Here is a 21,448-nt window from a genome sequence, read left to right as displayed (position 1 = left end):
CATGAGATACCTATTCGTTGCAGTTTTCTTTTCAATAGTAATGAGCGGTCAGAAGACCGAAGTAAAACCTGTTAATACAGAACTTAAAAAAGAGCTGGCACAAATCTATAAAGATGACCAGATCTACCGTGAGCTGATGTCTCCAATTACACCTGAGAGGCGAAAAGAAATTATGACGGAGAAAAATCTCACTCAGGCAGATATGGGGGCAGAACTGCCTAAACGGGCGGATGCTCAGGATCGTGAGAATCTTATCAAAGTAGAAAAAATTATCAAAAAATATGGTTATCCGGGAAAATCTTTGGTGGGAGAGCCTGAGAACAAAGCCGTATGGTATGTAATACAACACTCGCCAGAGATCGAAAAGTATTTTCCGATGATCAAAAAAGCAGCTGAAGAAAAAGAACTGCCGTTCAGACTGTATGCCATGATGCTGGATCGGAAGCTAATGCAGGAAAATAAAGAACAGATCTACGGAACACAGGCCCGTTCCTATACCGTGACAAAAGATGGAAAACAGCAGTTAGTGTGGCTGATCTGGCCCATAAAAGATCCTGAAAATGTTAATAAACTCAGACAGGAAGCAGGAATTGGAGGAACAGTAGAAGAATATGCAAAAGACCTTACAGGAGCAGAATATAAAAAATATACATTGAAAGAAGCTCTGGAGCTCATGAAAGCAAAATGAGAAATTTCCTGAGAAAATATTGGGTCTTGATATTGATTGCAGTGATTGCAGTCAATTTTTTGGGGTTTTATCTGATCAAAGAATCAATTGGCATTTCAGATGCGTTGGAACATATAGATTCAGAGAGGGTCATAAAAAAGCTGGAACAGAAAAGTTTTTTCTATACCCTGTTGATAGATGCCGTTCTGATTCTGGATTTCTCGCTTATCCTTTTTGTTCCTTATCTGCTCATCAGGAATGTGATTAAAAATAAAAACAGAAAATATAATAAGTAAAAATTCATATGGAAAAACTGAAAAACTATATCTACGGAGAATGGATAGAAGGTACCGGAAACGGAGTCCCTTTATACAATGCTGTTACCGGTGAGCAGGTTGCTGTCTCAGATACGGAAGGGCTTAATTTTGAACAGGCTCTTGATTATGGTAGAACAGTAGGGTACAAAAATCTTTCTTCAATGACTTTCTATGACAGAGGGGAAATGCTGAAAAAAGTAGCCCTTTATCTGTTGGAAAGAAAGAAAAAATATTATGACTTATCTTACAAGACAGGAGCTACTCATGTAGATTCATGGGTAGATATCGAAGGAGGTTTCGGAACTTTCTTCACCTATTCAGGACTAGCGAAGAGAATGCTTCCTAATACTCCGTTTTGGGTAGATGGTGATACTCAGAAAATTTCTGCCAACGGAACTTTCCTTGGAACCCATATTTTAACACCAAGTGAAGGAGTATCCATACAGATTAATGCTTATAACTTTCCGGTTTGGGGAATGCTGGAAAAACTGTCTACTTCATTATTGGCGGGGGTTCCTTCTATCGTTAAGCCTTCACCATTTGGTTCATACCTTACCAATGCGGTATTCCAGGATATGATTGAAAGCGGAATTCTTCCTGAAGGAGCAATCCAATTGGTATGCGGAGAACCGGGAAATATTCTTGATTATGTTCAGGACGGAGATTCCGTTTTGTTTACAGGTTCAGCCTCTACAGGTAGAAAATTAAAATCCTCACCATCAGTTGCCGGAAATGCTGTACGTTTTAATATGGAAGCAGACTCTCTGAACTGCTCCATCCTTGGATTGGATGCAAAACCGGGAACTCCTGAATTCGATCTTTTCATTAAGGAAGTACGAAATGAAATGACCACAAAGGCCGGGCAAAAATGTACGGCAATCAGAAGAATTATTGTTCCAGAACATTTGATCGGAGACGTTCAGAATGCTTTATCTAAGGCTTTAGACCAGACTAAAATCGGAAGCCCGCTGAGCAGAGAAACCAGAATGGGTTCATTAGTAGGAAAACAACAGTATGATGAGGTATTGAGAAAAGTTAATCTACTGAAAGCAGAAACCGAATTGGTATACGACGGGAAACATGAGCTGGTAGATGCTGATTATGAAAAAGGAGCGTTCATGAGCCCGAAATTATTCCTGAATGATAAACCGTTTGAAAAGAATATCTCTCATGATGTAGAAGCCTTCGGACCGGTTTCTACACTGATGCCTTACAAAGATGCAGAAGAAGCAGCTGCGCTGGCAAAAAGAGGAAAAGGAAGCTTAGTAGGATCTATTATATCCCACGATGAAAACTTCATCGCAGAAACGTCATGGAAAATGGCTTCCCAACACGGAAGAATTTTTGTATTGAACAGAGACAGTGCTAAAGAAAGTACAGGTCATGGTTCTCCACTTCCTACATTAATGCATGGAGGTCCTGGCAGAGCAGGAGGAGGCGAGGAAATGGGTGGACTGAACGGTCTCCATTTCTTCTTACAGAAAACAGCAATTCAGGGATCACCGGATGTATTGAAAGCCATTACCAAGATCTATCAGCAGGGTGCCGAGAAAAAATTCTCAGATAAGCATCCGTTCCAGAAATACTTTGAAGAAGTTGAAGTAGGAGATTCTTTAGAAACAGCAGGAAGAACTGTTACCGATGCAGATATCGTAAACTTCTCCAATGTTTCCTGGGATCACTTCTACGCCCATACAGATGCAACAAGCTTATCAGGGACAATTTTCGATAAAACCGTTGCTCATGGATACTTTATCCTTTCTGCAGCAGCAGGATTGTTTGTTTCCGGGAAAAAAGGTCCGGTTATCGCCAATTACGGCCTGGAAGACTGTAGTTTCTTCAAACCCGTATATGCAGGAGATACCATCACAGTATACCTTACAGCAAAAGAGAAGATCAACAGGGGCGTAAAAGGAAGAAATATTCCTTCAGGAGTTGTTAAATGGCTGGTTGAGGTAGTTAACCAGAGAGACGAGATCGTTTGCGTAGCAACCATTCTGACACTGGTCGCAAAACAGTCTCCTTTTATCGATCTGAATGTGAAAAATATTCAGAAAATTCTGAACGGATTAACAGAAAATACTCCGGCACAATGGGGTAAAATGTCTCCACAGCAGATGATTGAACACCTTGAACAGGGAGTGTTGGTAAGTTTGGGAGAACCGGAAGCTGAAAAATGTTTCACTCCGGAAGAACATCTTGAAAAATGGCAGGATTCACTATACACCCATAGAAAAATGCCGAAAGATTTTACCGCTCCTTTCCTTCCGCAGGATGGCAGCCTTCCGGAACCGGTTTATAAGAACCTGGAGAAAGCAAAAGAATCTTTCATCGAAACCATGAAGAAATATGCCATCTATTACAGAGAAAATCCTCAGGCAGAGCATATGAATTTTGTCTTCGGAAAATTGAACAAAGAAATGTGGGAACTAATGCACAAAAAACATTTTACCCATCATTTTGAACAGTTTGGATTAATTTAATTCCAACAGAATATCTAATAAAAACAGCAGTTCGTTTCTAGCGGGCTGCTGTTTTGCTTTGGTACTTAGCAGAGGGTTTTAATAGATTAAACTTGCTGAATGAAATGCCCTTGCAAACGAAAGTATACATAATGTTTTATGCATCCCTTTGCGTATTTTATGCGTTGAAGGAAATTTTACAGGTGTATTTTATTTTGCCCGCTGATCTGGCAGGTTCAGCAGATTTTTATATTTCTTTAAACCACAAAGTTATGCCACTTCGTTGCTAATTATACGTCCGCTTCATCGAATCAACGGAGTTGATTCTGCTCTTTGCATCCTAAAATCAACATTGCCTGTACATTGAACTTTGCGTTTAAAAAATGTAAAATATTTAAGTTTATTCTTCTTGCTTTTTATGCTCCATTTCATCTTTTGATTTTAAATATCTCAGATACCAGAAAGCCAAAAGAGGAAGACCAAAAATCTGGAACAGAAAAATAACCAAAGATAAAATCCCCTCAGGTTTATTTTCATTCGCTTTTAACAGAATCTGATTTCCCAACGGGCCATTGGAAAACACAATAATATTGAAAAGGTTCCATCCAAGATGAAGCCCAAAGGGTAGATAAAGAGACTTTGTTATGGCAAAAGCATAAGCAAGCATATATCCGAAAACAGCGGTCATTACAAAAATAATAGCCATCTGGAAAGGACTGCCGAAAGCATTGTATGAAAACCAGTGATAGATTCCAAAGCAGGCTGCAGACAATAAACAAGCCTTCTTTATTCCTAATTTATCTATGGCAATATACAGTAAAGCACCCCTGAAAATAAGTTCTTCAAACAATACCGACTTTAAAACCCACCATACTCCCGGTAAAAGGGTCCGAAATGAAATCTGTTTATTCAGCTCCCAGTTATTATTTGCTGAAATTTTGGAGGTTACGTGATAAAAAATACAGCAGACTGCTGCAAGTAATATTCCGGAAAATAGCTGGATGAGCCTTTTTCTGGAGGGTTTAAATCCCAAAATACTGAGATTTTTTTTCACAATAAACCAAAGTAAGAGCCAGGAAATAATTAATTCAGTAATGATTCCAATCATAGGTTATTTGTTTAAATATCAAAGTATTACAGTTTTATAAAAACGAAATTAAGAAAAAATAGAACTTAAAGGCCTTTTTTATGAAATTATATGCTTTAGTAACAGGTTAAAAATTCAGCAAGAATTGGTATTCGTCAAATAAATTGTATTTTTAGAATTCAAATCCAAGCAGGACAAAATAATGAGCGATAGCTGTAGGGAACAATGGCACGAATAAGATTTTATGAATGAAACTTTTGCAGATAAGGTTATTGAGTTTAATGAAAATCTAAATTTTACAGGTGAACTTCCTGAAGGTTTTCAGGTGTTAAATCCGTATCTGGATAATCCGGAAACGATGATTGTGATGAAAGAATTTTATCACAAATATTATAACGATTCAGCACAAAGAAAATTGATGATCGGAATCAATCCTAGCCGTCATGGAGCAGGCGTTACTGGAGTCCCGTTTACTGACACCAAACGACTTGAATCTGTCTGCGGTATATCCATGAAGGCGGCGCATACCCATGAAGTTTCCTCTGTTTTCATGTACGATATGATAGCTGATTATGGTGGTCCGGCAGAGTTTTACAGAGATATTTATATCAATTCACCATTTCCGCTGGCTATTGTCAGAAAAACGAAAAACGGCTGGCTGAACGCCAATTATTATGATGATAAAAGTCTGGTTGAGGCGGTAAAAGATTTTATGATTGATTCATTAAAAAAACATATCAGTCTCGGATTGGATACCTCAGAAGTCTTCATCCTTGGAAAAAAGAATGCCGATTTCATTTCAAAATTAAACAAAGAAACTAAGCTGTTCGGGAAAATGACCGTTTTGGAGCATCCCCGCTATATTCAGCAATATAAATCCAAAGAAAAACAATTGTATATTGACAAGTATGTTCTGGCATTGAAAAAGTAAAATGTCAGCTTTACGATTCTTAGCTAAACCTAATAACCTATGACCATTTTTCCTGCAGAAGCAAAATTTAAATACAGTTGGCGTGCCTACCAGAAGAATTTTCTGGATAATATGGAAGAATATCTTCAAAACGGGCACCTTCATGTAACTGCGCCGCCCGGATCAGGAAAAACCGTTCTGGGACTGGAGGTCATGCTGAGACTTAATAAACCCTCCCTTATTGTTGCCCCTACTTTAGCTGTAAAAAATCAATGGATACAAAGATTCTGTGAACTTTTCCTGGATACAGAAGTTGTTCCGGACTGGATATCAGGAGATATTAAAAACCCGGGGCTTATTACTGTAACTACATATCAGGGAATTCATGCCGCATCGGGTTATGTGGATGAAGAAGAAGATACCAATAAAAAATCGTCAAGGGTTTCATTAGCTGATATCATCAGAAAACTGAAAAAACAGAATGTGGAAACCTTTATTTTTGACGAAGCTCACCATCTGAAAAGTGCATGGTGGCGAAGTTTAATGGAGCTAAAATCTAAGATTGAGCCTACCATAGTTTCCCTTACCGCAACACCTCCTTTTGATGTCTCAGGTTCCGAATGGCAGAAATATATCCAACTGAATGGTCCCATTGATGCAGAAATCTCTGTTCCTGAACTGATGATAGAAGGAGACCTTTGCCCACATCAGGATCTGGTCTATTTTACATTGCCGTCTTATGAAGAACAACAGAAAATAGAATATTATCATGCCCAGGCCGCCGCTTTTCTTAATGAGATCAGTACTGATGATATTCTTTTGAATGCTTTGGAAAAGCATCCTGTTTATTTAAATCCATTAGAACATTTGGACTGGATCTATGAAAATGTATCATCTTATACTTCGGGGCTTGTATATATGCATTTCAGACAGAAAGAAATCCCTGAAATTCATTTTGAGGTTATAGGAGATCATCAGAAATATATCCCGGAATTTGACTTTTTCTGGCTAGAAGAACTGCTTGATTTTTACCTGATTGTAGATGAGATTCATTTTAAAAAAGAAGAAGAGCATCGTACAGCACTCGGAAACAGGCTTAAACGGCAAGGGTTTTTTGAGAAAAAGACCATAAGTTTTTTTAATAACAAACATTTAGGTCAGATCCTGAATTCCAGTATCGGAAAACTTCAAGGTATTAAAGATATAGCGGATTTTGAATTCTCAATTCTGAAAGAAGACCTGAGAATGGTTATCCTTACCGATTTTATAAAAAAAGAGTATCTGAGCAGCGGACAGCAAAACAATCTCACGCTGGACAAAATAGGAGCAGTGCCCATTTTTGAAAAACTGAGAAGAGAAAATGCTCAGAATAAAAAAATAGGAATTCTTACGGGCAGTCTGGTCATCATTCCGGCTTCAGTAAAAGATCAGTTAAATGCTCTTTGCTTTAAAAAAGGAATATCCGGAATTTCGTTTTCACAGCTTACGTATGACTCTGGATATGTTCAGATCAGCCTTAGCGAACAGATCAAACATGATATTGTACACATTGTAACCGAAATTTTTCAGTCAGGTGGAATACAGATTCTTATCGGAACCAAATCTCTGTTGGGAGAGGGCTGGGATGCCCCTAAAATGAATACTTTAATTCTTGCAAGCTTTGTAAGTTCTTTTGTCCTTTCCAATCAGATGAGAGGTCGGGTAATAAGAGTTGATAAAGATAACCCTTGTAAAAGTGGAAATATATGGCATCTTATATGTTTTGATCCACAAAGCGAAGATGGTGGGCAGGACCTGAATATTGTGAAAAAAAGATTCAAAACCTTTGTAGGAATTTCCAATAAAGAAGAAGCTACCATTGAAAATAATTTTGAAAGACTTCACCTGGGAATTATCGAAAAGCCGGAAAACATTTCAGCAGTTAATAAAGAAATATTTTCGAGGGCCGGAAACAGAAAAGGGCAGTCGTCACGTTGGAAAGAAGCTTTAGAAAAAGGAAATGTTCTCATTGAAGAAATCAAAGTTCCGTCAACGGATATGACGGAAATGCACGACATGAAAATGAACTATGTTAAAACCATGATAGGTGATCTTTCAGGGGTTCTTATTTCATCTGTTTTGCTTTTTGGAAAAGATCTTCTGATGGGAATTCTTGAAAATGCAGATTCAATAGATTCCAGGAAAGGTTTGTTACTGATTACTTTTATATTAGGAGTTGGAGGAATAATACGATATGGCAGGAAATTTTACCGTGCTTTACGGCAGTATCAAAAATATAAAAATGTAGGCAGACAGATTGGCCTTATCGGAGAAACAGTTTTGGAATGTCTGGTACATGAAAGAATTATTACTACAGATCCTGAAAAGATGAAAGTAGTAAGTTCCGGCAATAAAGATAAAGATGTATTCTGTTATCTGGAAGGTGGCAGTTATTATGAAAAATCACAATTCATCCAGGTGCTTCAGGAAGTAATTTCAAAAGTGGATAACCCAAGATATCTGCTGAAGCAAAAGACCATATTTTTCTTTACAAAAAAAGAAATGTATTATCCCATCCCTGAGGCTTTCGCCAAAAATAAGAAAAGTGCTGATTTCTTTGCCAAAACATGGAGTGAGAAAATTGAAAAATCAGAAGTGCTTTTTACCAGAACTATTGAAGGCCGCCGGATTCTGTTAAAGTTAAGATTTCAGGCTCTCCTGAAAACAGATGCAAGAATAGAGCATCTTCATAAATGGACCCGATAAACTAAAAAATCCCCCGAACATTTCAGGGGATTTGATCATTTATGCATTAGAATCTTTATCGCACAAAGACTTATGAAAAAATTGGATTTTATTTTTTGATGACCTTAGAAGATCCTGACGGAGTTTTAACGATATACGTTCCGCTTGGAAACTCTGAAAGATCAGCCTTTTGATTACCTTTCTTAAGATCCATAGTCTTCATTAGCTTTCCTTCCATACTGTAAACCTCAGCTTTTATATCCTTTTCCGTTTCAATGGAAACAGGTCCGTCAGTTGGGTTAGGATAAATACTGATCCCTTTTTGCGCAGCTTTGGTTTCGTTGGTTGCCAATACAATATTGCTGTCCTTTACCCAGGTGAAAGCATCAAAGCCAAGATAGTAGAAATTACCACCAAGCGTCAGCACCAGCTCATCAATAATAATATTTGAATAGTTCTGGCCGTTCAGATTAGTCATATCAATTAGCGTGTATCCATTTGTAGAGCCAAGTGATGTAGCAAAGTTTCCGGTTTTTATGGTGGAAAATTTAGTAACACCACTTAATTTTCCGGTTACAGTAAGTGACCCTGTGGCATTCTGATTGCTGAATTTATCAGCCGTGTATACCCAAAACTTGTTTACCTTAAACAGATTGGACGTGGTTTTAACACTGAATGATGGATTGGCCGGACCTACATTGGATGTATTGTCTATATACCTGTTATCATTAGCTGTACCAGACCAGCCTGTATTTGGGAAATTTACGACGTTAAAAGTGGATACATGCGAGTTAATTTTAAAAATTACCCCGTTATCTGTAAAGGTAGTGCTTCCAGGAGATTCAGTTTCAAAAAGTTCGCTGCTGGTCTGCCCAAATGAAAAAATTGAAATGAGCAGGCTACATATTGTTAAAAAGGTAGTGCTTTTCATGATTTTTGTATTAAATATTAGATTTTTGTTTGGATATTAACTGCGGGAAGGATATATTCCTTCAACACAGATAATATAGTTCAGTCCGATATACGGAGGCATATTATTCACAGGAAGATTCTGCCCGGTGAACATAATAGACTTTGTACTAATAGCCGTATCCGGATCAGCATCTATAAAACTTGGCACTGGGTCAAAGTTCCTCCCGTTTGGAATTCCCGAAATAGCAAGTGCTGAAGCAGCCGTAGGGGTTGCACTGTTGGCATTCTGGTTTTTTACTCTCAGCTGAAACCCACCTCCTATACTTGGAAGATTGGCTGATAATAGTGTATTCTGAGTGGTCCCTGCCTGAACTCCTAAAGGATAATTTTCGTTAGAGTTTACGGTTCCGGCTCCGATAGCCATACGCCCTTTCATGTTAGGGAGTGCGAAAGTATCAATCCCGTTTCCTCCGTAAGTTGTTCCCAGAATTGAAAATAAAGCGCTGTTTTGGGAAATTCTTAATAAGCTTCCGTCGCAGAACATCCAGCCTCTAGGTGCAAAATTTCCGGCAAATAATTTTACGATTCCAATGTACTCATCCATAATAAATAGTTTTCAGTGATTAAATTTCCTACTCGTATAGGGCTTTTCGGATTCCGCCTCAATAGATCAGTTGTTTTGATAGGTCAAAGGAACGATTTCCCATAAGGCAGTACTAGCGTAGAAAATACCAAATTTCGCACTACGTATTTATACGTAATTTCATTAAAAAAGGGATGAGTGATCTGATATTCCGAAGCGGTGATGAAAGAAATAATTTGTAGAGGATAATTTTCTCTGAAAGATCAGTATTTAGTATTTTTGTAAGAATCCAATTTAAAATAAAAATGAACGAATTTGTAGTATCAGAAATTAAAAATAATATTGCCGAAATTACTTTCGGAACCCCTAAAAGCAACTCTCTTCCGGGAGCAATTCTGGAAAAGCTTGCTCAAACCATTCTGGATGAAGGCGCAAAAGATGAGGTAAAAGCCATTCTGGTAAAGAGTGAAGGAGAAAAAGCATTCTGTGCAGGAGCCAGCTTTGATGAGCTTCTGGCTATTGAAGAACTGGAGGCTTCTACAAAATTTTTCGGAGGATTTGCCAAAGTGCTTAATGCGATGAGAAACTGCGGAAAGATTGTCGTAGTAAGAGTTCAGGGAAAAACAACCGGTGGAGGAGTAGGAATTGCGTGTGGAGCAGATTATTGTTTTGCTACTAAAGATTCTGCGTTAGCGTTAACAGAGATCAATCTGGGAATCGGTCCTTTCGTTATCGGTCCTTATGTAGAAAGAAAAATCGGAAAATCACAGTTCTCTGCAATGGCTATTGATGCTGATTTCAGATCGGCAGCGTGGGCAGAACAACACAATGTTTACCACTCCGTTTCAGACAGCATCGCAGAAATGGATGAACAGCTTGAGAAATTTTTACAGACTTTGGCGTCCAGAAGCAGTGATGCTTTGGCACTGATCAAAAAAGTATCATGGGAAGGTACAGATCATTTCAATGAGCTGATGCCTGCCAGAATCCATATGAGTGCAAGCCTTATCCTTGAAGATTCTGCCAAGAAAAATATCGAAGCCATCAAAGAAAGACTGAGAGCTAAGTAAAAACCAGCTTTCCTATAATACAGCCGTTGATTTGTTCAGCGGCTTTTTTGTTGACCATTAACTGCAAAATCAATTCGCTATTCATAATCTCTTATTTTCCATTTCAATTTTTTCGAAAAATATTTTGCAGGATAAAAATAAATTATAACTTTGTAATTCAAAGTTCTTTTTATGGATTCAAAAAATTATCATGAAGACCTGTCCCATATCCGTTCCATGATGGAGCGGTCTTCCCGGTTTATTTCACTGAGCGGGTTGTCCGGTGTATTTGCAGGACTTGCAGCCTTAATTGGGGCTGGATATGTATATTTTATACTTCAACGTGAAGGAATCGATTATTTTGAAGGTGAGAGGAATTTTTTTAGCCCGGAACTGGTGAAGGAACTGGTGATAACCGGATTTGTAATCCTGATAGTAGCTGTGGTTAACGGATCTGTGTTTACAGCCAATAAAAGTAAAAAGAAAGGACTGAAAATCTGGGATGCAACAACAAAACGCCTTTTGGTAACCTTTGCTGTTCCTTTGGTGACAGGAGGTATTTTTTGCCTGGCGCTCATCTTCCATCATCTGTATGTGTGGATTGCTCCGGCTACCCTGATCTTTTACGGGCTTGCATTGGTAAGTGCAGAACGATATACCCTCACAGACGTAAAATATTTAGGATATCTTGAAATTATTTTAGGAATGCTTTCATTATTCTTCTTAGGCTGGGGATTGGTATTCTGGGCATTTGGCTTTGGAGTATTGCACATTGTGTATGGATTAATCATGCATAAGAAATATAAATAATGGGAATAGGCTTTGTCATACTTATATATCTTTTCATACTCTTTATTTTAAGCTTGACTTGTGCAGTAATAGGAGGTATCATTACTTATTTTGTAAGTAGGGAAGGAAAAAGCAGAAATACGATATTGGTGATAATAGCCCCTTTTGTAGGTTTTTATACTTTTTTTATCTGTGGCTTTATGGGAATGTCTATTGTGGCAGATAAAAAGAAGGTAGATGTTGGAATTGGAGATGCATGGTATGTACCATTAAAACATGAACATCAGCTGTTATTCATTGATATTCCGGAGCAGGCATCTATTGCAAAAGAAAACGGAGAACTATTGGTTTCGGAAATATCAGAAATTGAGGAAAACGGAAATCAGATCTTGGGAAAGATGTTTGATGGCCAGTATTTTTCTTACAATACAAAGACCAGTGAAGTTAAAGAATTCAGTACTGAAAAAGAACTGAGCTCTTCAATTGGAAATAAGAAGCTTCAGCTGACAGATGCTTATGATTTTTATTCAGCCAGGAAAAGTAAAATAATGAGTTTATGGCCAATCTGGATAGGGATTTTATCTTTCATGGGAAGTGTAGGAGCAGTGTCGCTTTTGAAGCAAGTAGTTTTTAAAATTGTTAGAAAAAGATAACTGGAAAATAGAATTTATAATTGTGAAGAAATGGATCCTGTTTTTAATCATTATTTTTGCAGCTGTTTTCAGCAGGAATTTTCTGTTCAGCAGTTTATTCAGATATGAAATCATCAAAGAGAGACAGATTTATCCATTTGAAAATGAAAATTTAAAAGACGATAAACCTGCCAGGGAAATAGAAGAGATTATTCAGAACAACTTAGAACAGACCTCATCCGTACTGGCATTTAGTTTTGAGCGCTGTGAAAATGATCCCAATCTGCTTTTGAAAACAAAAAAGGCCAATTGTATAGGATATTCCGCACTTTTAGCAGCATTGATACAAACTGAGCTCAGGAAGAATAAATTAGATAAAAAATGGGAGGTGAGCCATGAAGTAGGAGAGATCTATTTTTTGAATAAAAATATCAATCAGTACTTCACCTCAAAATTTTTTAAAGACCATGATTTTGTGGTCGTGGAGAATAAAGAAACTAAAGAAAGAATAGCCATTGATGCAGCACTCTATGACTATTTCAGAATAAATAAGATAACGTTAAAATGATAAAGATAAATCAGCTCAATAAAGAATTCGAAAGCCGCGTAAGACTGGGCATCATGTCCGTTCTTATGGTGAACGACTGGGTTGATTTTTCTGAAATGAAGGCTCTGCTTGAAATCACAGACGGTAATATGGCAAGCCACAGCAATGCCCTGGAAAAAGCAGGATATATTGAAGTGAAGAAAGAATTTGTAGGAAAAAAACCTAAAACTTCTTACCGCGTAACCCAGAGTGGGAGACTGGCCTTCACGGAACACCTTAATGCTCTTGAAAAATTATTGGGACGATAATTCTTATATTTTTTTGAAAATTTACTTTGCAATTCAAAGTACTTTATAAAAAATAAAATTAAATAATATGATGACACAAAAACAAAAAACACTTACGATTTACGCCCTTCCATTGGTTTTACTATGTATTCCGCTATTTGGAACTATAATTACTGATGAGGTGAACTGGTCTCCTTCAGATTTTATGATCGCAGGAGTTTTACTTTTTGCTACTGCTTTTCTAGTCAACCTCGTAAGGAGCAGAATTAAAAAACAAAGTTGGAAAATCCTGATCTGTACTTTCATTCTGCTGGTTCTCGCATTAATTTGGATTGAATTGGCCGTAGGGATTTTCGGAAGCCCGTTTGCCGGAAATTAATGCCGGATTTACTTTCCCGGAATTAGAAAATACCACAATGATGACCAGAAGAAAATTTATTAAAAGATTGATGCAGATTTCAGTAATCGGAGCATTTCCTGCGCTGTATTCATGGCAGGTAGAACCTTTCTGGATAGAGTTTGTCCAAAAAAAACTTCCGGTTAAAAATTTGCCGGAAACTTTAAATGGTAAAACACTGATGCAGATCTCTGATCTTCATGTGGGAAACCGTTTCGACTGGAATTTTTTGATCGAATCTTTTCAGGAAGCCCAACAATTCAATCCAGATTTTGTAGTCTACACCGGGGACTTTGTGAACCACGGAAATGCAGAAGAGCAGGAAGCTCTGAAAAAAGTGATGAACCACGCTGTTCACGGAAATCTGGCTACTTTCGGGATACTGGGGAACCATGATTACGGAGCAGACTGGAAAGATATACCATGCTCAGAAAAGATCTGTGGAATTCTCGAAAACGCAGGTATCACGATGCTAAAAAACAGAAGTGAAGAAAGCCACGGGCTGAACTTTATTGGGTTTGATGATCTGTGGTCACCCAATTTCGGATTTTCTGAAGTCATGAAGAATTATAATCCTTCAAAAGCTTCCATTGTGCTCTGCCATAACCCTGATGCCTGTGATATAGACATCTGGAACGGCTACCAGGGATGGATTTTGAGCGGACATACCCATGGTGGACAATGCCGAATTCCGGGAATAATTACTCCGGTTCTCCCGGTGAAAAATAAACAATATATCTCCGGCGAGATTGATCTTCAGGATGGAAGAATGCTGTACATCAACCGGGCAATCGGGCATTCTTTCCAGATCCGTTTTATGGTACGTCCGGAAATAACGGTTTTTACTTTAGCTCAAGCTTAATATAAAAATATAACAATGAAAGACCATGAAATTATAAATATAGGAAGAGGGCTGTTTGGGTTATGCCTGCTGCTGGGAAATATATGTCTCTTTGGTTTTATATTCACCAGAGATGACGGTTTTATGGCTGGCGGTTATATGCTGCTTGTATTCGGATCTATACTGAATATGATAGCAATAGCAGGACTGCTGCTGTACGGGCTTATCTGTCATTCAAAACTCAATGCCTGCCTTAAAGCTATAGGAATAATCCTTATCAATATTCCTCTCGCTATTGTGTACACTTTAATAGGACTTACTATCATTTAAAATAATAAACTATGAAAAAAATGCGTGTTGCCTTTTTGCTTTTTGTTTATGATAAAACTCAGAAACTTTACAGAAAATACTTTAAGAAGAAAAAAAGACAGTGGCAGTTCAATGAAAAGCAGCTGCTGGAATTCAAAGAAGATTCTTTAGGCAGAAAGTTGGGGGAGTTTTATAAAAAACATGGATTCTCTATGATCCCTAAAATGGAGAACCACGATGTACACCATCTGATCACAGGCTGTGGAACTCATTTTGAAGATGAAATCGCTATGCAGTATCTGCTTCTCGGAAACGGAAAATTGAATGCCCACCTTCTTGCGGCAGTGGTATTGGGAACACTTATCCTTCCTGAATACATGAAAATGTACCTCAGAGCCTACAGAAAAGGACAGCGTATGAAACCATTTTATAACTGGGATTTTGAAAGCCTCCTGTGGCAGAATTTTGACCACCTGAGAGACTATATCCAACAGAAAGATCCAGTTGTACTTTATTAATTAAACTGATCAAACCATGAAGAGTATCAAATGCAGCCCGCTGGGTAGAAATGTTTTCCTTACCTCATTTTTAACAGGAACGTTTATTTTTATCAGCTTCCTGGTAACCCGATCAGATTTTCTGGTCATACTGGGCTTTTATTATGTCGTTGCTGCTGCAGTCATCAATCTGATTGTACTATTGTACGAACTCATAGAATTTCTAACGAATGTTTCAGATCATAAGGCTTCAGGAAATTCCATATTGCTGCTTCTCCTTAACATCCCGATAGCAGTTGTATACCTTCTTATTGTCTTTAATATATAAACCTTTAATCTCTAAATTTTTCAATTATGAAAACACATCACTATATATTTCTTACAGCCGCTTTATTTGTTGTTCTGTTTTATGATCAGGATATCGGATTGAATTTTGGAATCCTGGGAATTATCTATGCCTTATTAACTTTATTCAGAACGCCGGAGCAAAACAGGACCAGAATTTTTCTGATACTTTTTGTTACCAGTATTTTGTCGAGTATTGCTTTTATATGGTACGGGGACTTTCCTTCATTTCTGGCGGTTGTAAGTTCATTCCTTATGCTTTCTTACCGTTCCCGAAACAGGAAGCTGAAAATGTTATTCCTGATTCCGGTTTTTATAATCAACTGCATTACCTCATTTTTCCGGTTTTTCAGTTTTGATGCATGGCTGCCGAAAAGAAACGTCTCAGGGGTCTGGCAGAAAACATTGGCTTTTGTGTTAATTCCACTCATATTCCTGTCCATTTTTTTTGCGATCTATTCAGCAGGAAGTGATCACTTTGCTGCACTTTTCAGAGATTATGAACTGGATCTGAACGTTTGGCAGGTCATTTGTCTGTCAGCCATCGGGTTTTTTATTGCCTTCAATTACTGGAATTATGCAGTAGAAAGACCAATCTATAAAATGAATCACCTGTTGGATAATGACTTTAGTGAAAACAGGAAACCTCAGAAATCCACCTATTCATTTCTGGATCTTGATGCCGAAAGAATAAGCGGGGTCGTTTCTTTCTTCTCCCTCAACATTTTGCTGGTCTTTTTTATTCTGACCTACAATTATGAACAATTTTATGAAGCTGTAAAGACTCCTTACCAGCTTTCAGAAGAAACCCATCAGAGAGTGAATGCGGTGATTGTATCTATTATAATGGCTATTCTGGTCATCATGTTCTACTTTAAATCTGGCTTTAATTTTGATCCCAAAGCCCGGCTGATGAAAATTTTAGCCAAAATCTGGATATTTCTGAATGCTGTGTTGGTGCTGTCTGCAGCCGTAAAAAACTACGAATATATCGTGAATTACGGGTTTACCTATAAAAGACTTGGTGTGTTTGCATTTCTGATTCTGTCTCTGGCGGGGCTGGCAATGACTTTTATTAAAATTCAGAAGCAAAAAAGAAATGTATTCCTGTTCAATACAATGGCCTGGTATTTTTATGGAACGATCCTGATTTGCAGCTACATCAACTGGGGAGGGTTTATTACCTCACAGAATATGAAACGTAAAGATTTTGTCGTGGATTATCACTTCAGGTCTATTAATTTTAGTGAAAGACCTCTGCTGAAATATGCAGATGAAAAGAATAATCCGGAACTTAGAAAGAAAGTGCAGGATAAAATTAAAGAACAGAAATTAAAACCTTTCCTTTCAAAGATTGTATATTATCAAACCCTGAAATAGAAATAAAAGATTGTCTGAAAAACACTTGGAATAATTTTAGCTTTGAAAAGATCATATGAACCGGAGATACGGATGATTGAAAATATGTTTTCCCGGTTTAAACTACAGTTAACACATCATTCTAAAATAAAGTCCTATGAAAAAGAGCTTATTCTTCATTCCATTGTTGATTCTTTCCTGTAAAAAAGAAGTACCCCCGGTTACAGTACCCGACAAAGATTCTGCAGTGGTAACAGAAATACCGGATTCTGCAGTAAAATCAGATTCGGCAGTGCTTACTAGAGATTCTGTCACCAGGAATGTTCCGGCTGGCGGACGGAAGGGAATCATGAGAGAAGAAAAAGATGGACAGATCATAAGAACAGCAGATGCTTCCCAGCTGCCTTTCGCATTGGGGGAGGAGTTTACAAAAGAAGGGCAGGAGCTTGTTCTTAAACTCAGAAATTATAAAAAGACGGATCTTAAAGCTACAATCACTACCAACCAGAAAGACTTTAATATCCGTTTCAACCAGATCAGGCTGCCGAACGGAAGCTATGATGGCCCTTTCGGAAGAGATATCACCTATAAAATTCCGGAAAAAGGCGAAGTATGGCTGATAATCGGGAAAAGTAATATGGCTTCAGGAAATACAAAAGGTAGTTTTATGGTCAATGTAGAATAATTGTAATCGGTTTGGTATAGTTTCTGCAAACTGAACACTAAAGTTTAAAATTATGAAAAATATATTTTTAATGACAGCAGCTGTTTCTGTGGTAGCAGTAAGTTGTGGAACGGTACAGTCGCTGGTTCAGAATACATTCCCCTATACAGCCAATGTTTTAGTTTCTACGGGAGTGCCTGCCGATAAAGAAGTTTCATCAACTTCTACGGCAACCAATGTACAGACATGGTTTGGAGGAAATAATAACGCTAAAATTAAAGACGTAAGAATTTCTGATGCGAAAATCTCTATAGTTTCTCCTTCAGGCGGAAATCTGAGTGCCTTTAAAACAGTTAAAGTATACATTTCATCAGGCGGTACCGGAGAAAGACTGGTTGCTTCCCGCTCCAATATATCAACCAATTCTTCCAGCCTGAATCTTGATCTTAATGATACCGGATTTCTGGATGAGGTCGTAAAAAGTTCCGGACTTACCGTAAGAACCGTTTATGAATTGAAAAACCAGACCAGTTCAGATATGAATATCAAAGTTGCGCTTAATTTCAGCAGCGTTCCTGCGAAATAGTTTAATATATATTGATTAAAAAAACACCTTTCAGTACTGCTGAAAGGTGTTTTTGTTGAGTTTATAATTTTGTGAATTTCTCAACAACTCTTCTTTGTCCTTCATTAATATTGATCATATATTGTCCCGGAGGAAGAGAAGATATGTCCATTCTTTCATCTGTAGAAACCGAATTTTTGATCACAGATCGTCCCTGCATATTGATAATTTCTATATCAAGCTTTTTATTTTCACCGCCTTTTAATGCAATATAGTTGCCTGCCGGATTAGGATAAATTTTGATTTCTAACGGAAGCATATTTTTTACAGGAGCTGCAAAGCTGCCCTCTAATTGTAATATGGCATTTTTTACATTGGGAAGTGGTCCTATTTTCTTATTGGTGTCTGTTCCTCCCTGAGGAATTCCCGTAGAAACCAAAAGGTTTTTCATGGCAGCCGGAGTTAAATACTGGCCTGTATTCTGACGGTAGAAAGACTGGATCAATACAGCTGCTGAGGCTACGGTAGGAGTGGCAGAACTTGTTCCGCTGAAATAGTTATAAGTCCTGTTGTTATCATTATCATATTTCTGGTAAGAACCATATCCTGCCGCCAGAACACTGCTTCCCCAGCCCTGAACATCCACCCTGTTTCCGTAGGTGCTGAAGCTTAGTTTAGAATGGGTAGTATTAGGAGAACCGGCTCCTACAATAATGGCTCCGCTGTTTCCTCTTGCCCGGTACGCTGCGTAAAAAGGCTCATCTAAATCCTGATTTCCGTTTCCTGCAGCAGCAATAATGATAATTCCGGAATCTGTAGCGGCTTTTGTCATATCCCAGATAACACTGTCATATTCTGCAGGGCAGTAACCATCTTTCCCGCCGGTCTGCATTTCGTATAAAATAATGTCGCCTGCCTGAGAAGCACTGATAGATCTGCTTACCGCCGAAGCCCTGTTATAACCAACAGTCGTCCATTCTAAATAACCTTTTATTTCAGAAGCACCATAGGCTGCCCCGGAAAGCCCTACATTATCTTTTGCTGAACCCATAATACTTACCACAGCGGTTCCATGATCCATATAATTGTTGCCCGATAATCCGGAGTTAGGAGTGTATCCTGATTCCAGCTGTATAAAGTTCTGTGCGGACAGCATTTCATGGGTTTTATGAAAGCCATATTCTACATCACGAATACGGATGTTTTGTCCGGTAATCCCTCTGGACCAGGCATATTTTGCATTGATGCCGGGATTATCGTTGAGGTAGGTCTGCAGGCTTTCCAGATTAGGTGTTACGGTATACATTTTAACTAACGGTGGCTCAATTGGAGTTCCGCTCATGACTGATACATACTCAATCTCAGGAAATTTTTCAAGAACCCGAATCATCTTTTTTGTACCTTCTTCATTTTGTAGAGGAAGCTCTGCCTTGAATATCCGTTTCAGTTTTTCTACAGATTCACCCGAATGACCATTGGCCTTACTGTCTCTCATCATTTCATCAAGTTTCTGATCACTGAAACCGAGATCATAAGTAAATGAAATCTGATTGGCTCTGGCAAAGCTTTCCAGCTCCGGATTTTTACTGAATGCCATTTTTTCAGAGTTGATCCCTTTTGAAAAGCATACATAAATGTGATCTTTCAAATGGCTTGCTTTATTAAATGTATTTTGCCCAAAAGAAAGGGTAAAGCATAAAATAAGTAACGTGAGAAGTGAAATTTTTGCTCTCATAATATTGTATTAAATGGTTGTGAATCATATATAATTGGTGTTTTTTTAGGTAATGAGATAAAAAATAAATGAACGAACGAAATCTTCATCTGCTATAATCAGATTACATCAAAAATAAGAATAAAATAAATGCAAATCACTTTTTTGTGAATTTTTCAAATAAATAATTCTTTTAATACTGATGAAAACTATATTTACAGGATTAAAATGAAAAACGTCTTTCAGAAATTTTGAAAGACGCTGTTTTATAGAGGATTAAAGTAATGCTGGTGAGGTATTCAATTCTTAATGAATACTGATGAATTCCTGGATTAGTTTTTTGTTATTGAATCCATCACAATGGTTACAGGTCCGTCATTAATTAGGGAAACCTTCATGTCCGCCCCAAAGATACCACTTTCAGTTTTTAATCCGGATCTGGCGATCTCTTCTTTAAAATAATCAAAGAGAGGGACAGCTTTGTCAGGTTTTGCTGCCTTTATAAATGAAGGACGGTTTCCTTTTTTATAGTCAGCAATCAATGTAAATTGACTGATACAAAGGATTTCTCCTGAAATATCCTTTACAGAAAGATTCAGTTTCCCATCTTCATCGCCAAAGATCCGGAGATTCAGTACTTTCTGAACCAGCCAGTCTGCATCTGCTTTTTCATCGTTTTCATCTATTCCGGTTAGCAGCATTAAGCCTTTACCGATCTCACCCACTGTTTTTCCATCTACTTTTACACTGGCTTCCGATACTCTTTGTATGACAATCTTCATTTTATTGATCTTTACTTTTAAACTTCCAATATAAGAAAACTCAAAGGATAGCAGCAAGAATTCAGGAAAGTTTTGTTCAATGGTAAGCTATAATTTTATATATTGTCAGCCTTTTATGTTCAGTATTCTGAAAAGCTTTAAAAACATGATAACAATGAAAAAGATAGCCGCGATACTATTGGCGCTCATGAGCTGTTTACTATATTCTCAAAATGACCGCTTTATTTATGAGATCAGTTTCAAAAAAGATTCTGCTTCCAGCGAAATCACAAAAGAAAATTACCATTTAGACATTACAAAAGAAGAAATAGCCTATTACAACAGAATTTTTTATATCAATGATTCCGTATTTGCGGCAACAGGAAAAGAGGGTTTTAAAGGATATCGTTTAACTTCCTTTTTAACCAGAAATAAAGGGAATTCCATTTATGAAAATTACGAATATATAGGAGATGTGAATTTTTATAAACTGGAAACACCTGCCCATCTTGTATGGAAGATATCAGACAGTACAAAGATGATAGGCGAGCTGAAAGTACAGAAAGCAGAAACCGGTTTTGGGGGAAGAAAATGGGTTGCGTGGTTTACCCAGGAAATCCCTTTGTCATATGGCCCGTATAAATTTAATGGTCTTCCCGGAATGATCATTGAAATCCATGATACCCGGAATGATTATATTTTCAAGCTGATTAAAAGTGAGAAAATTCCCGGAAATTACGAAAGCTACAGCCTTAAAGAGCGGAGAAGCAAAGCAATAAAAGTCAGTCAGAAAAAACTGAATGATCTGAAACTAGAACTGTATCAGAGCCCTTTTAAATACGTTTTTAATGGAAAATTGAGTATTCCTGAAGGCAAAAAGCTTCAGTTGGATGATGGCACCATCCTGACCAAAGAAGAATTAAAGCCGGCAGAAAAAAATGAACGGAAAAAGCTCAGATCTTTTAATAACCCGATAGAATTGGATAAGGCTATTCAATATCCCGATAATGAATAAAGAAACCGCAATTTA

General features: G+C 37.7%; 24 protein-coding genes. 19 read left to right on the top strand and 5 right to left on the bottom strand.

All coding sequences use genetic code 11. The annotated features are described in order from the left end of the window. The first annotated feature begins 1 nt into the window (after position 1). Genes J2Y40_RS20110 through paaZ form a run of 3 tightly spaced genes read left to right on the top strand, consistent with a single transcriptional unit; the run spans position 2 to position 3,467 of the window. Complete coding sequence (locus J2Y40_RS20110; RefSeq protein ID WP_153397879.1) at positions 2-688, top strand: DUF6624 domain-containing protein; 687 nt, start codon at positions 2-4, stop codon at positions 686-688. Beyond that, positions 685-963 carry a hypothetical protein gene (locus tag J2Y40_RS20105; protein WP_310000955.1) on the top strand — a complete coding sequence of 93 codons (279 nt, stop codon included), beginning with the start codon at positions 685-687 and terminating at the stop codon, positions 961-963. The genes J2Y40_RS20110 and J2Y40_RS20105 overlap by 4 nt, the downstream gene beginning before the upstream one ends. A gap of 8 nt (positions 964-971) precedes the next feature. Beyond that, positions 972-3,467, top strand: a complete 2,496-nt coding sequence (gene paaZ, locus J2Y40_RS20100; protein WP_310000954.1) for a phenylacetic acid degradation bifunctional protein PaaZ — start codon at positions 972-974, stop codon at positions 3,465-3,467. Between the two features lie 379 nt (positions 3,468-3,846). Here paaZ and J2Y40_RS20095 read toward each other — a convergent pair whose 3' ends face one another. Continuing rightward, positions 3,847-4,554: a CPBP family intramembrane glutamic endopeptidase gene (locus J2Y40_RS20095; RefSeq protein WP_153397884.1), complete on the bottom strand. Its 708-nt coding sequence runs from the start codon at positions 4,552-4,554 to the stop codon at positions 3,847-3,849. A 223-nt stretch (positions 4,555-4,777) separates the two neighbouring features. Here J2Y40_RS20095 and J2Y40_RS20090 point away from each other — a divergent pair, with 223 nt between their 5' ends. Then, positions 4,778-5,464: an SMUG2 DNA glycosylase family protein gene (locus J2Y40_RS20090; RefSeq protein WP_153397886.1), complete on the top strand. Its 687-nt coding sequence runs from the start codon at positions 4,778-4,780 to the stop codon at positions 5,462-5,464. A 39-nt stretch (positions 5,465-5,503) separates the two neighbouring features. Then, the gene (locus J2Y40_RS20085) at positions 5,504-8,188 is read left to right on the top strand and encodes a DEAD/DEAH box helicase family protein (protein ID WP_310000951.1); all 2,685 of its coding nucleotides are present in this window, start codon (positions 5,504-5,506) and stop codon (positions 8,186-8,188) included. Between the two features lie 88 nt (positions 8,189-8,276). Here J2Y40_RS20085 and J2Y40_RS20080 read toward each other — a convergent pair whose 3' ends face one another. Then, complete coding sequence (locus tag J2Y40_RS20080; protein ID WP_153397891.1) at positions 8,277-9,098, bottom strand: T9SS type A sorting domain-containing protein; 822 nt, start codon at positions 9,096-9,098, stop codon at positions 8,277-8,279. Between the two features lie 36 nt (positions 9,099-9,134). Next, a complete protein-coding gene (locus J2Y40_RS20075) occupies positions 9,135-9,683 on the bottom strand; it encodes a phage tail protein (RefSeq protein ID WP_153397893.1) in 549 nt (182 codons plus the stop codon). A gap of 284 nt (positions 9,684-9,967) precedes the next feature. Between J2Y40_RS20075 and J2Y40_RS20070 the strand changes: the two genes are divergently transcribed. From J2Y40_RS20070 to J2Y40_RS20010, 13 genes are all read left to right on the top strand, one after another. After that, positions 9,968-10,732, top strand: coding sequence for an enoyl-CoA hydratase/isomerase family protein (locus J2Y40_RS20070; RefSeq protein ID WP_153397895.1), 765 nt, complete (start codon positions 9,968-9,970; stop codon positions 10,730-10,732). 171 nt (positions 10,733-10,903) lie between these two features. Next, positions 10,904-11,521, top strand: coding sequence for a hypothetical protein (locus J2Y40_RS20065; RefSeq protein WP_153397897.1), 618 nt, complete (start codon positions 10,904-10,906; stop codon positions 11,519-11,521). A 53-nt stretch (positions 11,522-11,574) separates the two neighbouring features. Next, entirely contained in the window at positions 11,575-12,153 is a 579-nt protein-coding gene (locus tag J2Y40_RS20060; protein WP_153397899.1) for a hypothetical protein, read from the top strand. Positions 12,154-12,175: 22 nt separating this feature from the next. After that, entirely contained in the window at positions 12,176-12,700 is a 525-nt protein-coding gene (locus J2Y40_RS20055) for a hypothetical protein (protein WP_153397901.1), read from the top strand. Beyond that, positions 12,697-12,987, top strand: coding sequence for a transcriptional regulator (locus J2Y40_RS20050; protein ID WP_153397903.1), 291 nt, complete (start codon positions 12,697-12,699; stop codon positions 12,985-12,987). Before J2Y40_RS20055 ends, J2Y40_RS20050 begins: the two co-directional genes overlap by 4 nt. 67 nt (positions 12,988-13,054) lie before the next feature. After that, a complete protein-coding gene (locus tag J2Y40_RS20045; RefSeq protein WP_153397905.1) occupies positions 13,055-13,345 on the top strand; it encodes a hypothetical protein in 291 nt (96 codons plus the stop codon). A gap of 40 nt (positions 13,346-13,385) precedes the next feature. Then, on the top strand, positions 13,386-14,225 hold the full coding sequence (locus J2Y40_RS20040) for a metallophosphoesterase (protein ID WP_153399975.1): 840 nt from the start codon (positions 13,386-13,388) through the stop codon (positions 14,223-14,225). A gap of 15 nt (positions 14,226-14,240) precedes the next feature. Continuing rightward, positions 14,241-14,534, top strand: coding sequence for a hypothetical protein (locus J2Y40_RS20035; protein ID WP_153397907.1), 294 nt, complete (start codon positions 14,241-14,243; stop codon positions 14,532-14,534). A gap of 11 nt (positions 14,535-14,545) precedes the next feature. Beyond that, positions 14,546-15,031 carry a Coq4 family protein gene (locus tag J2Y40_RS20030; protein WP_153397909.1) on the top strand — a complete coding sequence of 162 codons (486 nt, stop codon included), beginning with the start codon at positions 14,546-14,548 and terminating at the stop codon, positions 15,029-15,031. Between the two features lie 16 nt (positions 15,032-15,047). Further along, positions 15,048-15,338, top strand: coding sequence for a hypothetical protein (locus J2Y40_RS20025; protein WP_153397911.1), 291 nt, complete (start codon positions 15,048-15,050; stop codon positions 15,336-15,338). Between the two features lie 26 nt (positions 15,339-15,364). Beyond that, positions 15,365-16,735, top strand: a complete 1,371-nt coding sequence (locus tag J2Y40_RS20020; RefSeq protein ID WP_153397913.1) for a DUF4173 domain-containing protein — start codon at positions 15,365-15,367, stop codon at positions 16,733-16,735. A gap of 136 nt (positions 16,736-16,871) precedes the next feature. Then, the gene (locus J2Y40_RS20015; RefSeq protein ID WP_310000943.1) at positions 16,872-17,399 is read left to right on the top strand and encodes a hypothetical protein; all 528 of its coding nucleotides are present in this window, start codon (positions 16,872-16,874) and stop codon (positions 17,397-17,399) included. A 52-nt stretch (positions 17,400-17,451) separates the two neighbouring features. Then, on the top strand, positions 17,452-17,964 hold the full coding sequence (locus J2Y40_RS20010; protein ID WP_153397917.1) for a hypothetical protein: 513 nt from the start codon (positions 17,452-17,454) through the stop codon (positions 17,962-17,964). Between the two features lie 61 nt (positions 17,965-18,025). On the opposite strand, the gene J2Y40_RS20005 is transcribed toward J2Y40_RS20010, so the two are convergent. Both J2Y40_RS20005 and dtd read right to left on the bottom strand, forming a co-directional pair. Continuing rightward, positions 18,026-19,678, bottom strand: a complete 1,653-nt coding sequence (locus J2Y40_RS20005) for a S8/S53 family peptidase (protein WP_153397919.1) — start codon at positions 19,676-19,678, stop codon at positions 18,026-18,028. A gap of 311 nt (positions 19,679-19,989) precedes the next feature. Next, positions 19,990-20,439 carry a D-aminoacyl-tRNA deacylase gene (gene dtd / locus J2Y40_RS20000; RefSeq protein WP_153397921.1) on the bottom strand — a complete coding sequence of 150 codons (450 nt, stop codon included), beginning with the start codon at positions 20,437-20,439 and terminating at the stop codon, positions 19,990-19,992. Positions 20,440-20,593: 154 nt separating this feature from the next. Here dtd and J2Y40_RS19995 point away from each other — a divergent pair, with 154 nt between their 5' ends. Next, a complete protein-coding gene (locus tag J2Y40_RS19995; protein WP_185152005.1) occupies positions 20,594-21,433 on the top strand; it encodes a GLPGLI family protein in 840 nt (279 codons plus the stop codon). The last annotated feature ends 15 nt before the right edge of the window (positions 21,434-21,448 follow it).

The organism is Chryseobacterium sp. 2987, from assembly GCF_031456375.1.
GTDB classification, from domain to species: Bacteria; Bacteroidota; Bacteroidia; order Flavobacteriales; family Weeksellaceae; genus Chryseobacterium; species Chryseobacterium vaccae.
This window is presented reverse-complemented; position numbering and strand designations above follow the sequence as displayed.

Bases quoted from the DNA above. Each gene is read 5' to 3' on its own strand.
- J2Y40_RS20030 (WP_153397909.1), top strand. From the start codon at position 14,546: ATGAAAAAAATGCGTGTTGCCTTTTTGCTTTTTGTTTATGATAAAACT.
- J2Y40_RS20020 (WP_153397913.1), top strand. From the start codon at position 15,365: ATGAAAACACATCACTATATATTTCTTACAGCCGCTTTATTTGTTGTT.
- J2Y40_RS20095 (WP_153397884.1), bottom strand. From the start codon at position 4,554: ATGATTGGAATCATTACTGAATTAATTATTTCCTGGCTCTTACTTTGG.
- dtd (WP_153397921.1), bottom strand. From the start codon at position 20,439: ATGAAGATTGTCATACAAAGAGTATCGGAAGCCAGTGTAAAAGTAGAT.
- J2Y40_RS20075 (WP_153397893.1), bottom strand. From the start codon at position 9,683: ATGGATGAGTACATTGGAATCGTAAAATTATTTGCCGGAAATTTTGCA.
- paaZ (WP_310000954.1), top strand. From the start codon at position 972: ATGGAAAAACTGAAAAACTATATCTACGGAGAATGGATAGAAGGTACC.
- J2Y40_RS20010 (WP_153397917.1), top strand. From the start codon at position 17,452: ATGAAAAATATATTTTTAATGACAGCAGCTGTTTCTGTGGTAGCAGTA.
- J2Y40_RS20080 (WP_153397891.1), bottom strand. From the start codon at position 9,098: ATGAAAAGCACTACCTTTTTAACAATATGTAGCCTGCTCATTTCAATT.
- J2Y40_RS20050 (WP_153397903.1), top strand. From the start codon at position 12,697: ATGATAAAGATAAATCAGCTCAATAAAGAATTCGAAAGCCGCGTAAGA.
- J2Y40_RS20105 (WP_310000955.1), top strand. From the start codon at position 685: ATGAGAAATTTCCTGAGAAAATATTGGGTCTTGATATTGATTGCAGTG.
- J2Y40_RS20025 (WP_153397911.1), top strand. From the start codon at position 15,048: ATGAAGAGTATCAAATGCAGCCCGCTGGGTAGAAATGTTTTCCTTACC.
- J2Y40_RS20090 (WP_153397886.1), top strand. From the start codon at position 4,778: ATGAATGAAACTTTTGCAGATAAGGTTATTGAGTTTAATGAAAATCTA.
- J2Y40_RS20015 (WP_310000943.1), top strand. From the start codon at position 16,872: ATGAAAAAGAGCTTATTCTTCATTCCATTGTTGATTCTTTCCTGTAAA.
- J2Y40_RS20005 (WP_153397919.1), bottom strand. From the start codon at position 19,678: ATGAGAGCAAAAATTTCACTTCTCACGTTACTTATTTTATGCTTTACC.
- J2Y40_RS20040 (WP_153399975.1), top strand. From the start codon at position 13,386: ATGACCAGAAGAAAATTTATTAAAAGATTGATGCAGATTTCAGTAATC.
- J2Y40_RS20085 (WP_310000951.1), top strand. From the start codon at position 5,504: ATGACCATTTTTCCTGCAGAAGCAAAATTTAAATACAGTTGGCGTGCC.
- J2Y40_RS20070 (WP_153397895.1), top strand. From the start codon at position 9,968: ATGAACGAATTTGTAGTATCAGAAATTAAAAATAATATTGCCGAAATT.
- J2Y40_RS20045 (WP_153397905.1), top strand. From the start codon at position 13,055: ATGATGACACAAAAACAAAAAACACTTACGATTTACGCCCTTCCATTG.
- J2Y40_RS20110 (WP_153397879.1), top strand. From the start codon at position 2: ATGAGATACCTATTCGTTGCAGTTTTCTTTTCAATAGTAATGAGCGGT.
- J2Y40_RS19995 (WP_185152005.1), top strand. From the start codon at position 20,594: ATGAAAAAGATAGCCGCGATACTATTGGCGCTCATGAGCTGTTTACTA.
- J2Y40_RS20065 (WP_153397897.1), top strand. From the start codon at position 10,904: ATGGATTCAAAAAATTATCATGAAGACCTGTCCCATATCCGTTCCATG.
- J2Y40_RS20035 (WP_153397907.1), top strand. From the start codon at position 14,241: ATGAAAGACCATGAAATTATAAATATAGGAAGAGGGCTGTTTGGGTTA.